Origin of the sequence: Cupriavidus consociatus (assembly GCF_017814975.1) — a bacterium.
GTDB lineage: Bacteria > Pseudomonadota > Gammaproteobacteria > Burkholderiales > Burkholderiaceae > Cupriavidus > Cupriavidus consociatus.
Window position 1 is genome coordinate 1 of the sequence record NZ_JAGIQA010000040.1, and the last position, 12,294, is coordinate 12,294.

10 protein-coding genes and 2 pseudogenes are annotated in these 12,294 nt (G+C 66.7%); 6 read left to right on the forward strand and 6 right to left on the reverse strand.

What is annotated here, in order from left to right:
* The 5 genes and pseudogenes from J8I82_RS33775 to J8I82_RS33795 form a co-directional block, all read right to left on the reverse strand.
* On the reverse strand, positions 1 to 542 hold a 542-nt coding region (locus tag J8I82_RS33775; protein ID WP_280908696.1), incomplete at its 3' end, for a tripartite tricarboxylate transporter substrate-binding protein.
* 119 nt (positions 543 to 661) lie between these two features.
* Positions 662 to 1,402, reverse strand: coding sequence for an ABC transporter substrate-binding protein (locus tag J8I82_RS33780; protein ID WP_209764032.1), 741 nt, complete (start codon positions 1,400 to 1,402; stop codon positions 662 to 664).
* 17 nt (positions 1,403 to 1,419) lie between these two features.
* Positions 1,420 to 2,315: pseudogene (locus J8I82_RS33785) on the reverse strand (GntR family transcriptional regulator).
* A gap of 36 nt (positions 2,316 to 2,351) precedes the next feature.
* On the reverse strand, positions 2,352 to 5,000 hold the full coding sequence (acnA, locus tag J8I82_RS33790) for an aconitate hydratase AcnA (RefSeq protein ID WP_209764034.1): 2,649 nt from the start codon (positions 4,998 to 5,000) through the stop codon (positions 2,352 to 2,354).
* Positions 4,954 to 5,238 (reverse strand): hypothetical protein, encoded by a 285-nt coding sequence (locus tag J8I82_RS33795; protein WP_209764080.1) that lies wholly within the window; start codon positions 5,236 to 5,238, stop codon positions 4,954 to 4,956. Before J8I82_RS33795 ends, acnA begins: the two co-directional genes overlap by 47 nt.
* Between J8I82_RS33795 and J8I82_RS33800 the strand changes: the two genes are divergently transcribed.
* Positions 5,237 to 6,298 carry a lactonase family protein gene (locus J8I82_RS33800; protein ID WP_245180441.1) on the forward strand — a complete coding sequence of 354 codons (1,062 nt, stop codon included), beginning with the start codon at positions 5,237 to 5,239 and terminating at the stop codon, positions 6,296 to 6,298. The genes J8I82_RS33795 and J8I82_RS33800 overlap by 2 nt on opposite strands.
* 98 nt (positions 6,299 to 6,396) lie before the next feature.
* Here J8I82_RS33800 and J8I82_RS33805 read toward each other — a convergent pair.
* Positions 6,397 to 6,612 (reverse strand): annotated as a pseudogene (locus J8I82_RS33805) (MFS transporter); the annotation flags it as partial.
* Between the two features lie 122 nt (positions 6,613 to 6,734).
* Between J8I82_RS33805 and J8I82_RS33810 the strand changes: the two are divergent.
* The 5 genes from J8I82_RS33810 to J8I82_RS33830 all read left to right on the forward strand — a co-directional run bounded on the left by J8I82_RS33810 (position 6,735) and on the right by J8I82_RS33830 (position 12,266).
* On the forward strand, positions 6,735 to 7,988 hold the full coding sequence (locus J8I82_RS33810; protein ID WP_209764038.1) for an alpha/beta fold hydrolase: 1,254 nt from the start codon (positions 6,735 to 6,737) through the stop codon (positions 7,986 to 7,988).
* 88 nt (positions 7,989 to 8,076) lie between these two features.
* Entirely contained in the window at positions 8,077 to 9,777 is a 1,701-nt protein-coding gene (locus J8I82_RS33815; RefSeq protein WP_209764040.1) for an AMP-binding protein, read from the forward strand.
* Position 9,778: 1 nt separating this feature from the next.
* On the forward strand, positions 9,779 to 10,660 hold the full coding sequence (locus J8I82_RS33820; RefSeq protein ID WP_209764042.1) for a VOC family protein: 882 nt from the start codon (positions 9,779 to 9,781) through the stop codon (positions 10,658 to 10,660).
* On the forward strand, positions 10,657 to 11,814 hold the full coding sequence (locus J8I82_RS33825) for an FAD-dependent monooxygenase (RefSeq protein WP_209764043.1): 1,158 nt from the start codon (positions 10,657 to 10,659) through the stop codon (positions 11,812 to 11,814). Before J8I82_RS33820 ends, J8I82_RS33825 begins: the two co-directional genes overlap by 4 nt.
* Positions 11,811 to 12,266, forward strand: coding sequence for an acyl-CoA thioesterase (locus J8I82_RS33830; RefSeq protein ID WP_209764044.1), 456 nt, complete (start codon positions 11,811 to 11,813; stop codon positions 12,264 to 12,266). The genes J8I82_RS33825 and J8I82_RS33830 overlap by 4 nt, the downstream gene beginning before the upstream one ends.
* Positions 12,267 to 12,294 lie beyond the last annotated feature (28 nt).

Sequence of the window (12,294 nt, forward strand, 5' to 3'; positions counted from 1 at the left end):
GTATTGCCGCCGGCGGCCTTGACCACCAGCGCCGCCAGCATGTGGTCGGCGCCGCCGGCCGAGCCGCCGGCCCACACCACCTTCCCTGCATCGGCCCTGATCGCCGCGGCGAGCTCCTGCATGGTCTTGTGCGGCGAGCTGGCCGGCACTACCACCACCAGCGCGTCGGCGGTCAGGCGCGCGATCGGCGTGACCTTGTCGGTGCTGACGGGCGCCTTGTTGGTGACGACCGCGCCGAGCATAGTGATGCCCATGGTCATCAGCTGGTTGCCGTCGCCTTTGGCATTGTTGACGAACTGCGCCAGGCCCACGGTGCCGCCGGCGCCGGGGATGTTGTTGACCTGGACGCTCCTGGCCGCGCCGCTGGCGACCATGGCCTGCTGCAAGGAGCGCGAGGCGCCGTCCCAGCCCCCGCCAGGTGCGGCGGGGGCGGTGATCTTCAATTCCAGCGTCGATTGCGCGTGGGCGTGGTGAAGTGGTGCCGCGGCGCCAAGCAGGACAAGCGCAGTGGTGGCGGCAAGCCGGTTGAAGGTGGCAAACATGGTGTCTCCTGTCGTCGATGTTTCTGGTCGTCTGCCGGGCAGGGGGACTGCCGTTGCAGGGATACGTGGTGTTGCGGGATGGGGGTTGGGCTGCGCGCCGCCTGGATCAGGCAGCCGAATCAGGCAGTCTCTTGCGCCGGCGCGACCGTCGCGCCGGCGATGTGGTGCCGCGCCAGCGCCTGCGCGACAAAGCCGCTGGCTTTCATGCTTTCCACGAAGGCATGCAGGTACGCCGCGGCACGGCTGCCACGGCTCTGCGGCACGCCCATGGCCTGCCGGATCACCATGAAGCGCTCGTCCAGCAGGCGCAGGCCGGGATGTTTTGCCGCATCGGCTTCCAGTTGCTGCCGGACTCCGGCAGCAACTTCCAGCTCTTGCTCGAGGAAGGTCTGCACGACAGTCGGCGACGTTGGCGCATGCACGATCTGCGCGGCCTTCAGTTCGCGCGACAGGAACAGGTCATAGGCGCTGCCCTTGCCGACCGCGACGCGGTTGCCGGCGACGTCGACGTCGGCGTTGCTCCGCACCGCCGAAACATCGCGCACCAGGTACCAGCCTTCGATCAGCACGTAGGGTGCCGTGAAATGGATGGTCGCGGCGCGCTTCGGATCGACCGCAAAGAAGCCGACGTCGGCGGCTTCGCCCGACACCAGTTCCACGGACTTGCCGGCGGCGTCGACCACCACCAGTTCCAGCGGCAGGCCCAGGCGCTGCGCCAGCGCGTTGGCCAGGTCCACGGAAACGCCGAAGGGTTGGCCGTCGTTGCCGCGGTTGGCGAGAATGGGGTTGCCGAGGTTGATCGAGGCGCGCAGCACGCCGGTGGGCGCGAAGGCGGCAAGGAGTTCTGGGTCAGTGCGCATGGTGGTCGTTGAATGAGTCAGGGTTTGAGCAGGCACGCGATGCTGGCGAGCGCGTCGAGCGTATGGCGCAGGTGCTCGCGCAGGAAGCCGGAGGCTTCTTCGTTCCGGCCGCGTTCCAGCAGCGCGAGGATGTGCAGATGCTGGCGCGCATGCTCGGGATAGCGCTCGCGGTCGCGCATCGAGCGGTACGACAGCAGGCGGCGGACACGATTGACGCGCCGGATGGCATCGGTGAAAAAGGCGTTGCCGGACGCTTCCACCAGCGATTCATGGAAGCGCACGCCGCGGTCGTGGAGTTGGTCGGCGGTTGCCGAGGCTATGCCGCCGTCGAGCAGGTCCAGTTCCGCCGCGCGCAACCGATCCAATACTTTCGGCTCCAACCGATAGCCTGGCTCCAGCAGCGCGGCAGGCTCCAGGGCCAAACGCATGCGATACGACTGCAACAGGCTGTCCGGCGTGGTCAGCATGGTGGAGAACTCCCAGCCATATCCAGGCTTGCGCTCCGCCCAGCCCTCCTGCGCGATGCGCTTGAGCACGGCATTCAGCTGCGTGGCGGTCAGGCCATAGCGGTGGCGCAGCGTTTGTTCCGCCACCTGCGCGGGCAGCTCGCCCTTGAGCAGGTCGTCGGCAATGCGGAAGTACGCTTGCGCGACGGGGTCCACTTCCGTCAGGCCCAGCTGCGCCGCCATGTCGGCAGAGGCACGTCGACCGGCTGCGCCAGGAAAAAGCCGCGGTTGCGCTCGCGCGCCAGCACGCCCTTGTCCTGCAGCAGCGCCAGCGCCTCGTTGACCGGCGTGCGCGACACCCGCAGCCGGTCGGCCAGCATCTGCGCAGGCAGGTGCGCGCCGACGTGCATGCCGTCGGCCTGGATCAGCTCGACGATACGCGTGGCGATGGACTTGTCGTGTTCCATGAGGGCTGGTGCTCTGCTTCAGTGGCGCGTTGTGGTTCAAGCGGTCTGCGCGGCGGCCTGCGACGGGGCAGCCTGCATCAGGGTCCTGTGCAGGATCAGCGGGATGACACCGCCACGCCGCAGCAGCTCGACTTCGAGCTGGGTTTCGACCGCTGCGGTGGCATCGATCACATCGATGGCCCCGCTGGCGCGCACGATGCGGACCGGGATGCGGCAGCGCGGCGCGATGGCCTCTGCAGGCGCCTCCACGTGGATCTTGTCTCCTGGCTTGATGTCGAGGGTGCGCGGGCCGGTGCCGCGCGGCAGCCGGACCGGCAGGATGCCCATGCCGATCAGGTTGGAGCGGTGGATGCGCTCGAAGCTCGGCGCAATGACCGCGCGGATGCCGAGCAGCCGCTGGCCCTTGGCCGCCCAGTCGCGCGACGAGCCGGTGCCGTAGCGTTCGCCGGCGACCAGCACCACCGCGTCGCCGTCGGCACGGTAACGCTCGGCGACCTCGAAGATCGGCTGCACTTCGTTGCTCGGCACGTGCAGCGTGTGGCCCACCGGGGCCGCTCGGTGCAGCAGGTTGACCAGCGTCTTGTTGTAGAACGCGGCGCGCATCATGACCTCCCAGTTGCCGCGGCGCGAGGCAAACACGTTCAGGTCATTGCGGTTTTCGCCGCGTGCGACCAGGAAGTCGGCAATGAAGCTGTCCTGCGGAATCGCGCTGGCCGGCGAGATATGGTCGGTGGTGATGTCGTCGCCCAGCACCAGCAGCGGATAGGCCTCGTAGCTGCCGAGCTGGCTGCCCTGGTCGGCCGACGCGAACGGCGGGCGGCGCAGCGCGGTCGAGGCCGGGTTCCACGGGTAGCGCGGCGTGTCTGGCGAGGGCAGGGCCTGCCACAGCGGGTTGGCGCTGGCGACGCGGAAGGCCTCGCGGTAATCGGCGGGCGCGGTGCCGCGCGCCACCAGCGCATCGATTTCCTCGCGCGAGGGCCACAGGTCTCTCAGGTACACCGGGGTGCCATCGGCAGCGGTCTGCACCGGGTCGCGGCTCAGGTCGGCCTCGGCATTGCCGGCCAGCGCGAATGCCACCACCAGCGGCGGCGACATGATGAAGCCCAGGCTCAGGTCCGGGTGGACGCGCCCCGGGAAATTGCGGTTGCCCGACAGGATCGCCACCGGCTGCGCGCTGCCATCGGCAATGGCGTCGGCGATCGGCTGCGTCAGCGGACCCGGGTTGCCGATGCACGTGGTGCAGCCGTAGCCGACGATGTCGAAGCCGACTGCGGCGAGGTCGTCGGTCAGCCCGGCGCGTTCCAGGTAGCGCGCCGCCGCCGGCGATCCCGGCGCCAACGAAGTCTTGATCCACGCCGGCACCCGCAGGCCTAGCGCACGCGCCTTGCGGGCCACCAGCGCGGCGGCGACCAGCAGCGCCGGATCGGTGGTGTTGGTGCAGCTGGTGATCGCGCCGATCGCCACCGGGTGCCGCGGCATCCCTGAGCCGGTATGCGCCGGCGTGAAGCCGAACGGCGCCAGCGCGCGGCCGGTGTCGGCATAGCCCAGCAGGTCCTGCGGACGGCGCGGGCCGGCCACATGCATGCCCACGGTATCGAGGTCCAGTTCCAGCACAGTGGTGTAGCGCGGCTGCGCGGCGCTGTCGAACCACAGGCCGACGCGGCGCGCATAGGCCTCGACCAGCGCGATCGCGGCCTCGTCGCGGCCGGTGCTGCGCAGGTATTGCAGGGTGTGGTCGTCGACCGGGAAAAAGCCGGTGGTGGCGCCGTATTCGGGCGCCATGTTGGCGACCACCGCGCGGTCGCCGGCGGACAGCGTCGAAACGCCAGGACCGAAGAACTCGACGAATTCGCCGGAAACGCCAAGCTCGCGCAGCCGCTTGGTCACGGTCAGCGCCAGGTCGGTGGCCAGCACGCCCGGCTGCAGCGCGCCGGTCAGCCGCACGCCAATGACATCGGGGATGCGCTGCATCACCGGCATGCCGAACATCACCGTCTGCGCCTCCAGCCCGCCCACGCCCCAGCCCAGCACGCCGATGCCGTTGATCATCGGCGTATGGCTGTCGGTGCCAATCATCATGTCAGGCACGGCCCAGTCTTCGCCGCCGCGCTGTTCGAGCGCGACCACGGTGGCGAGCTGTTCGAGGTTGATGGTGTGCATGATGCCGGTGCCCGGCGGATGGATGCGCACGCCGTGCAGCGCCTTCGAGGCCCAGCGCAGGAAACCATAGCGCTCGGCATTGCGGCGCGTCTCGGTTTCCAGGTTGCGCGGCACGGCGTCGGCGCGGGCGTAGTACTCGACCGCCAGCGAGTGGTCCACCGAGGAATCCACCGGCAGCACCGGATTGAGCAGGTAGGGATCGCGGCCGGCCTCGGCCACGGCATCGCGCATCGCCGCCACGTCGACCAGCGCGGGCGTGCTGGTGGTGTCGTGCATCAGCACGCGGCCGGGCTGGTAGGCAATCTCGGCTTCACTGGTGCCGTGCTCCAGCCACGCGAGGATGCTGGCCACGGCGTCGTCGCGCTCGGCGCCTTCGGCATTGCGGATCACATTCTCCAGCAGCAGCCGGAGGACGACGGGCAGTCGCCACAGCTTGTTGCCGGCGACGGCGGGCAGGTCGACGATGCGGTAAGTGGCATTACCGACACTCAGCGACGCCGATTGGATGGGGTTGGTGTTTTCCATCGCTGTAGTTTTGCACGTATTTGCGTAAAAATGCAATAAAGTGAAAACCCGGAGTCAGCCAGATGCCATCCCCGAAAGAGCCAAATCCACCGCCTTGGCCGAGCGCCCCGCGCCGGCAACTAATGCAAGGCGCCGCCTGCGCCGTCGCGCTGGCCGGGCTGAACACCATCGCAGGGCCCGCCCATGCCCGCAGCGCCAGCGCAAGCCACTCATCCATTTCAATGAAAGGAAAGTTCATGTACGCCTATGTAGGCTCCCGCACCACCCGTGAGCGCAACGCTCGTGGAGACGGCATCAGTGTGTTTCGCGTGGAAGCCGCCAGCGGAGCGCTGGAGCCAGTGCAGGTCGTGGGCGATCTGGTCAATCCGTCGTTTTTGACCCTGAACCGCCGGGGCGATCGCCTGTATAGCGTGCATGGCGACATGAGCGAGATCAGCGCCTTCGCCGTCGATCGCGCCAGCGGACGTCTGGAGTTCATCAACCGGCAAAGCACGCATGGCAAAAACCCCGTGCATCTCGCGCTGGATCCGAGCGAACGCTATATCGTGGTGTCCAACCATATCGGCGCGAGCCTCGCGGTGTTGCCGCTGAGCGACCATGGCGCGCTCGGCGAGATGACGCAGCTAGTCAAGCTGGACGGTCCGATCGGGCCGCACCGCACCGAGCAGAAGCAAGCGAAGCCGCACTTCAATCCGTTCGATCCGTCAGGCAACTTCGTCATCGTGCCGGACAAGGGGCTGGACCGTACCTTTGCGTTCCGCTTTGCCGACGGCAAGCTGGCACCGGCAGCGCCAAGCTTTGTCGAGTCGCGCGAGGCGTCGGGACCCCGGCATGTTGCTTTCCATCCGAACGGCCGCTACGCCTATGTCGTCAACGAGCTGGACTCGACAGTGACGACGTATTCGTACAACCGCAGCACGGCGCAGCTCACACCCCTGCAAATCCTGCCGACGTTGCCGGAAACCTTCACCGGCAACAGCCGCGCGGCCGAGATCGAGGTGGACCGCAGTGGACGCTTCGTCTATGCGTCCAACCGCGGCCACGACAGCATCGCGGTGTTCGCCGTGGACCCGAGCACCAGCCTGCTGCGCTTTACCGGCGCCGACCTGTCACACGGGCGCACGCCGCGCTTCTTCACCACCGACCCCAGCGGCCGCTTCCTGTACGCGCTCAACGAGGACAGCGACACCATCATCGCCTTCCACATCAACCCGAACTCGGGCCGGCTTTATCCGACCGGCTTTAGTGTCCGCACCGGCAGCCCGGTGTGCATGGTGTTTTCCCGGCACCAGGCCTGACCGTAATCCCCACCACCTGAAGGAGCCAGGCGTCCGCAGACGCCTGGCAAGACAGCAGACAGCATGCAAGCGATATCCCCGCAAGACGAGCGCGCCATCGTCCGCAGGATTACCTGGCGCACCAATGCCGTCAGGTAGGCGATGATGCCCGGGAAGAAGCCCGCTTCTGCCACGCCGAGCAGGATGCGCAGGATATAAAGCTGCGTTGCGTTCTGCACGACGGCCGACATCACAGCCACCGCGCCCCACGTCAGCAGGATGCGCGCGATCCCGTGCCGGGCGCCGGATTTGTTGAGCATCACGTTGCTCGGCACCCATCGTGTTCAGTGCGCTTGGAAGGCAGAACCTCTTCCTCATGCCGGGAAAACCATTATTTGACTGTATCTCAAATAATATCTACATTATTGAGACGGTGGCATTTATCAAAGGAGACATCGTGACAGATCAAGACAAGCCGCAGGTCACGGCAGGCATGCGAGGTGCATCGTGGGACGCTCGCCTCATGTCGCGTCCATACCAAATGGTCCCCTATGCACTCGGCACAGCCGACGGCCAACGCACGCTGGGATTTCTGTTCACGGTAACCGGCAAGGAAAAAGCCGTCGTTTCCCTGATGCACCCCCGCGAAATGGCCATCACCCACTACCTGGTGCCATTCGTTCTGGACGCCGGATGCGCCTGCTGGGTGCAGGGTCCGCGCTCGATCGGCAACGATCTGCGTTTGGAGCATGAAATTGCCTTGCTCGACGTAGCCGCCGGCATGACCCACTTGCGCGAGCTGGGCTACGAGCGCATCGTGCTGCTAGGCAACTCCGGCGGCGCGGGGCTGTACGCCTTCTACAACCAGCAGTCGCAAGCTGCCCCCGAGCAGCGCGTCGCCCGCACGCCGGGCGGCCGCCCGACCAGCCTGGCCGAAGCCCGGATGCCGGTGGTCGACGGCATGATCCTGCTTTCGCCCCACCCCGGCCAGGGCAAATTGCTGATGAGCGGCCTCGACCCATCCGTGGTTGACGAGGACGACCCCATGCAAACCGACCCGTCGCTCGACCCATTCTCAGCCGCCAACGGCTTCGATGCTGCCGCCGGGCGCGGCAGCTATGCGCCGGACTTCATCACACGCTATCGGGAAGCACAGGAAAAGCGCGTGGCCCGCATCGACAGCCGCGCCCGCGCACTCCTTCAGGCCAAGCACGAAGCGCGGCAGCGCATCAAGGCCGGCAGCGGCACCGAAGCCGACCGTCGCGTGGCCGCGCATGCGCCCATCTTCCAGGTCTGGCGTACCGATGCCGATCTGCGATCGTGGGACATCTCGCTCGATCCCTCGGACCGCAAGACCGGCTCGCTGTGGGGTAAGGACCCGTTCGTGTCGAACTGGGGCAGCGTTGGCTTCGGCCGCGTGGTCACGCCCGAGTCGTGGCTGTCAACGTGGTCCGGACTGTCGTCGAATGCCGCGCTCGACAAGACCCTCGATGCCCTGCACCAGCCCACGCTGCTGCTGGAATACACCGGCGACCAGTGCACCTTCCCGGCCGACATCGAAGCGATCTACCAACAGATCCCGAGCGCGCGCAAGCAGCACCTGCGCGTGCGCGGCAACCACCACGGCATGGCCCTGAGCCGGGACGAGGAGCCGGGCCAGCGCATCGCCGGCCGCCATATCGTCGCCTGGCTGCGCGAGCAAATGGGCTAGCCGACAAGCATTCCGCTGGGCCAGCGCGCGGTCGCCCCCCGACTACAACGCACGCGGTTCCGACCATCGACAAACAGGGTAGAGACACATGTTGCAGAACCACACCGTCCGTCCGCCGCAGTTGCTGGAGGGCGTCAGGTATCCAGACGAAGACAGGCTGCGCCGCTATGTCGCCGAAGGCGTGCTGACCGGCGAATCCCTGGCAGGCGCCTTTCGCGAATCGTTCGAACGCCATGCCGACCGCCTGGCGCTGGCGGGCCCCGAAGGCGAACTGACTTATCGCCAGCTCGACGAGCAGACCGACCGCCTGGCCGCGGCACTGCTGACGCTCGGCCTGAAGCCGCTGGATCGCGCCGTGTTCCAGTGCGGCAACTGCAATGAACTGCTGCTGGCGTTCTTTGCCTGCCTGAAGGCCGCCATCATCCCGCTGTGCTCGCTGCAGGCGTTCCGCAAGCTGGAGATCGGCTACCTGGGCACCCTGTGCGAAGCGCGGCTGCACCTGGTGCAGGGAGATGATCCCAAGTTCGACGATGTGGCTTTTGCCGAAGCGATGCAGGCCGAGGTACCGAGCCTTGCCCATATCCTGCAGGCGCGCGGCGAGCGTCGTGGCAAGGCAGCGCTGCTGGCCGACCTGATCCAGGCGATGCCGCTGGCGCGGGCGCGCGAGTTGCTCGCCGGCGTGCGGCTCGATCCATTCCAGGTGGCGGTGTTCCAGCTCTCCGGTGGCACCACCGGCGTGCCCAAGATCATCCCGCGCTTCCAGAACGAGTACCTGTACAACATGCGCGCGGTAGCCGCGTGCAACGGCTACACGCAGGAAGACGTGCTGTTCTTCCCCACGCCGTACATGCACAACCTCAACATGGGCTGCTTCTTCGGCCCGTTCCTGCTGACCGGCGCGACCGTGACCGTGTCGCCCGACATCGGCGAAGAGAACCTGCAGCAGCTGGTGCGCGACTACCGTCCGACGTGGCTCGGCGTGGCCGGCCCGATCCTGACACGGATCGCGCCCGAGCTGGCCAGGGCCGGCGCAGCCGAGCGCGCGCGACGCAACTTCATTGCCCCGAAGAACGCCGCGGGGCTGACGCGGCTGACTGGCTCGCCAACGCACCATATCTTCGGCATGACCGAGGGCGTGATCATGTTCGCGCGCCGCGACGACCCGCAAGATATCCGCGATACCTCGATCGGCAGCCCGGTGTCCGAGTACGACGAAGTAAAGATCGTCCATCCCGGCACCGAAGACCCGGTACTCGACGGCGAGGCTGGCGAGGCGCTGTTCCGCGGCCCATACACGATCCGCGGCTACTACAAGTCCGAGAAGGAAGACGTGACGCGCTTTACCGCCGACGGCTTCTACCGTTCCGGCGACCTGATGTCGTCGCGCGTGGTCAACGGGCGTCGCTATTACTTCTTCTGCGGCCGCATCAAGGATGTAGTCGATCGCGGCGGCGAGAAGATCAACGCGGAAGAACTGGAGAACGTCATCAACCAGCATCCCGCAGTGCTCGCCTCGGCCGTGGTGGGCATGCCCGACCGCATCTACGGCGAGCGCGTGTGTGCGTTCGTCGTGCCCAAGCCGCCAGCCACCAGCCTGTCGCTGCCGCAGCTGACCGAATACCTCCAGCAGGCTGGCCTGGCCAAGTTCAAGTGGCCGGAGCGCATCGAGGTGATTAGCGAATTTCCGCTGACCGCATCCGGCAAGCTCAGCAAGGCGCTACTGCGCCAGCAGATCACCCAGACGCTCGAGGCCGAGGCGGCCCGTGGCAACACCAACCAAGGGAAGTGAGATGACCCAAGCGACGACTCAAGCGACGACCATTGCCGCAGCGCCTTCCGTCCAGCTGCATGGCGTGCACCACACGGCGCGCCCGACCTGGAAGCTGGCCGAGACCGTGCACTTCTACCGCGACTTGCTCGGCCTGCCGCTGGTGCATGCGATCTCCGCCAAGGGCTGGGGTCCGGACAACCATGCCGACTTCCTGCACTTCTTCTTCGACAGCGGCAACGGCAGCACCATCGCCTTCTTCTATTACATCGGCACGGAGCGGCCCGACTGGCTGACCGTGCGCGAACACTACCAGGACCGCGCCACGCACACGGCCTGGCGCGTGCGCGACGAGGCCGAACTGCTGCTGTGGCGCCAGCGCGTCGAAGCGGTCGGCATCCCGCTGCGCTACCAGATCCGGCACGAGGTGATCGAATCGATCTACTTTAACGACCCCAACGGGTATCCGATCGAGATCACCTGGCAGGTGCGCCCGTTCAGCGAGTCCGATGCCGAGGATGCCCGGCTGACCGTCGAGGCCGCCATCGAGCTGGAGAACGCCGGCAAGGATGGTGCGCCGTTCAGCTCGATCGAACCGGTGTGGCAGCGCAAGGCCGCGCTGATCGACAAGACCGCGCCGGCGGGCAAGGCTTCGGTGTTCGTACTCGACGTTCCCGAGTTTTCTGCGCTGCTCGACGTGGCCGGCAAGACCGAAGGGTACGCCACCACGCCGCTCGGCAACGGCTACGTGCGCATCGACGGCAACCCCGGCATCCGCTTCGGCCGCAAGGCGCTCGGCTTCAAGCCGGCGGTCTGGTACGGCGCCCTGACCGGAGGGCTGGCAGGGCGCATCGAACAGTTCGACATGGATGCATTGGTCATCGCCCCGGGAGAAGCCAGATGAAGATCGCCATTATCGGGGGCGGCCCGTCCGGGCTGTTCCTGTCGATCCTGCTGAAGGAACGGCTTGCCGATGTCGACATCGACATCTACGAGCAGAATCCGGAAGACGCCACCTTCGGCTTTGGCGTGGTGCTGGCAGATACCGGACTGTCCAACTTGCGCGCGGCTTCGCCGGAGGTGGTCGATGAACTGGCGCGTGCGATGCGCTTCAGCGATCGCCACTCCATCGTCAGTCACGAGCATCCGATCACGATGAAACGTCCCGGCGTGGGCGGCGGCGCGATCCCGCGCATCCGGCTGCTGCAGATCCTGCAGGCGCGCGCGCGCGAGTTGGGGGTACGGATCACGTACAACCAGCGCATCAGCGATTCCTCGGCCATCGATGCCGACCTGGTGGTCGGTGCGGACGGCGTCAATTCACAGGTGCGCGCCGCCAACGAGGCCGGCTTCGGCACGCGCCGCCACAGCCTGACCAACCATTTCGCGTGGTATGGCGTGGAGAAGCCGTTCCCGAACCCGGCACTGGTGTTCCGAAAGTACGAAGGCGGATATTTCGTCGCGCACTACTATCCATACTCGGATTCGATGAGCACTTTTGTGGCCGAATGCGACCACCAGACCTGGATCGGCTTCGGCATGGAGTCGATGACGCAGGAAGAGCGTCAGGCGTTGTTCGAGAAGATCTTTGCCGCCGAGCTGGGGGGTTACCGGCTGGTGTCGAACAACTCGGTGTGGCGCCAGTTCCCGGTGATCGTCAATGACACCTGGCATGTCGGCAACCAGGTGCTGATCGGCGATGCGCTGACCAGCGCGCATTTCTCGATCGGCTCGGGCACGCGCATTGCCATGGAAGACGCGATCGCGCTGGCGGAGGCCATCGTCGCTTCGCCGGACGATGTGCAGGCAGCACTGCAGCGCTATGATGCCAAGCGCCGGCCGGAGAAGGCCAAGCTGATCAGCGCCTCGGAGGCGTCGTACAACTGGTACGAACGCATCCGCGAATGGATGGATCTGCCCACGGCGCACGAGTTCGTGTTCCGCTTCATGACACGAACCGGCCGCGTCGACCTGAACCGGCTGCGCGAGCAGTACCCGAACCTGCTCGCCGAGCTGACGGCGGCGGGCGTGTCGGTGCCGGCGGGGCAGCACCCATGATCCGCGCCACCGAGTATGTGCTGAGCGAGCAGCCGTTCGTGGTGCGCCGCACCGTGCGCTGGGGCGACTGCGATCCCGCCGGGGTGGTCTACACCGGCCGCTTCACGGACTACCTGCTCGGTGCGGTGGGGCTGTTTTCCGAACATATCTCTGGTGGCGCGGGCCGGTCAGGCACACAGCATGGCGTCGGCACGCCGTGCAAGGCGATGCGCTTCGAATTCATCGGTACCTTGTGGCCGGACGATGTGATCGACATCGAGTGCTGGATCGAAGCGATCCGCACGCGTTCCTATGACATCCGCTGCATGGCCCGGCGCCCCGACGGAAGCGCGGTGTTCGACGCAACCTTCTCGCCCATCTGCGTGCGGCTGGACGAGCGCGTCGGCACGCCCATTCCCGACTCGCTGCGCGCCGCGCTGTCGGCCTTCCAGCGGCCCGCTGCCGCGCGCTGAGGCGCGGCGTTGCCGCCGACATTCTCAA